This is a genomic window from Streptomyces pimonensis (assembly GCF_041380215.1).
Taxonomy (GTDB): Bacteria; Actinomycetota; Actinomycetes; order Streptomycetales; family Streptomycetaceae; genus Streptomyces; species Streptomyces pimonensis.
The window spans coordinates 1-1,792 of record NZ_JAHWZY010000097.1 but is presented as its reverse complement, the minus strand read 5'-3'; the positions used below and the strand labels follow the sequence as shown (position 1 = coordinate 1,792).

At 75.7% G+C, this 1,792-nt stretch carries 1 protein-coding gene; it reads right to left on the bottom strand.

Annotated elements, in window-relative coordinates:
- Positions 1 to 1,792: SDR family NAD(P)-dependent oxidoreductase (locus KYY02_RS33475; RefSeq protein ID WP_371244797.1), on the bottom strand; the 1,792-nt coding region annotated here is incomplete at both ends.

Genomic DNA, 1,792 nt, shown 5'->3' with positions numbered 1-1,792 from the left:
AGCGGCGACCGCCACGTCCGGGGCCATCGTCCCGAGGCCCCAGCGGCGCAACCGGGCGGCCTGCGCGTCGGTGGCGACCATGCCGCCGCCGCCCCACGGCCCCCACGCGACGGCCGTGGCGGGCAGTCCCGCCGCCCGGCGGTGCTCGGCCAGCCCGTCCAGATAGGCGTTGGCCGCCGCGTACGCGCCCTGCCCGCTGCTGCCCCAGACCCCGGCGATGGAGGAGAACAGGACGAACGCGTCCAGGGGCGTGTCGGCCAGCAACTCGTGCAGGTTCCGCGCACCGTCGGCCTTGGCCGCCAGTACGTCGGCGAACTCGGTGAGGTCGTCCGGGTCCAGGTCGGCGAGGACGGCCGAGCGTTCGATGCCGGCGGCGTGGACGACCGCGGTGAGCGGGAACTCGGCGGGAACGGAGGCGAGTACGCCGGCCAGCGTGTCACGATCGGCCACGTCACAGGCCGCGATGGTGACCCGGGCGCCGAGCGCGGTCAGCTCCGCGGACAACTCGTCCGCGCCCTCGGCCGCCGGTCCGCGCCTGCTGGTGAGCAGCAGGTGATCGGCGCCCTTGCCCGCCAGCCAGCGGGCGACGTGCGCGCCCAGGGCGCCGGTGCCGCCGGTGACGAGGACCGTGCCACGCGGCGACCAGCCCGCCTCGGACACCTCGCCCACCGGGGCGGGCACCAGCCTGCGGCCCAGCACCCGGCCGCCGCGCAGCGCGACCTGGTCCTCGCCACCGGTTCCGGCGGCGAGCACGGAAGCCAGCAGATCACCGGTCTCGCGGTCCCACGCCGTCCCGTCCGGTGCCTCAGGCGTCTCGGGCAGGTCGATGAGACCGCCCCAGCGGGAAGGCTGCTCCAGCGCGGCCACCCGGCCCAGGCCCCACAGCATCGACTGCTCGAACCCGACGGCGGTGTCACCGCCGTCCACCGACACCGCGCCCGACGTCACGGACCACAGCGGCACGTCCGCCTCGCCGAGGGCCCGTTGCAGGGCGAGCGTGGCGGCGACACCCGTGGGCACGGTCGAGGCGTCGGCGTCGGCGAGGCCCAGCAGCGACACCACGCCGTCGACCACCGACAGGTCGACCGGCCGGTCCGTCCAACCGCCCGCTCGCGGGTCCACGTGCAGGACACGCACGTCCGCGCCGTTGCGGGTCAGCGCGTCACCGACCCACTCCGCGCGCTCCTCACCGGCCGCCGCGACGACCAGCCAGGCACCGGCGAGCCGTCGGCCGTCGGGTGCCACCGGACGCCAGTCGACGCGGTAGCGCCAGCCGTCGGCCGTGGACCGGTCGCGCTGCTTCCTGCGCCACGCGGACAGGCTCGGGAGCACGGCACTGAGCGGATCATCGGCCGACACGCCCAGTGTACGGGCGAGATCCGCGATGTCCCCCTCCTCCACGACCTCCCAGAACCGCGCCTCCCCCGGCGATGTCCGCTCCACGCCGCTCCGAGCGGCGACCGGGGTGTCCAGCCAGAAGCGCTCACGCTGGAAGGCGTACGTCGGCAGGTCCACCCGCCGCGCGCCACGGCCGGCGAGGAACGCCTCCCAGTTCACCTCGGCACCGCGTACGTGCAGTCGCCCGACAGCCGTCGTGGCGGCCACCGCTTCGGGACGGTCACCCCGCAGCACCGGTACGAAGACGGCGTCCGGCGCGGTCTCCTGGCCCAGCGCGGCCAGCGTGCCGCCGGGACCGACCTCGACGAACGTGCTCACTCCCTCGTCCACCAGCGTGCGGATGGCGTCGGCGAAGCGGACGCACTCGCGGACGTGCCGCACCCAGTACTCCGGA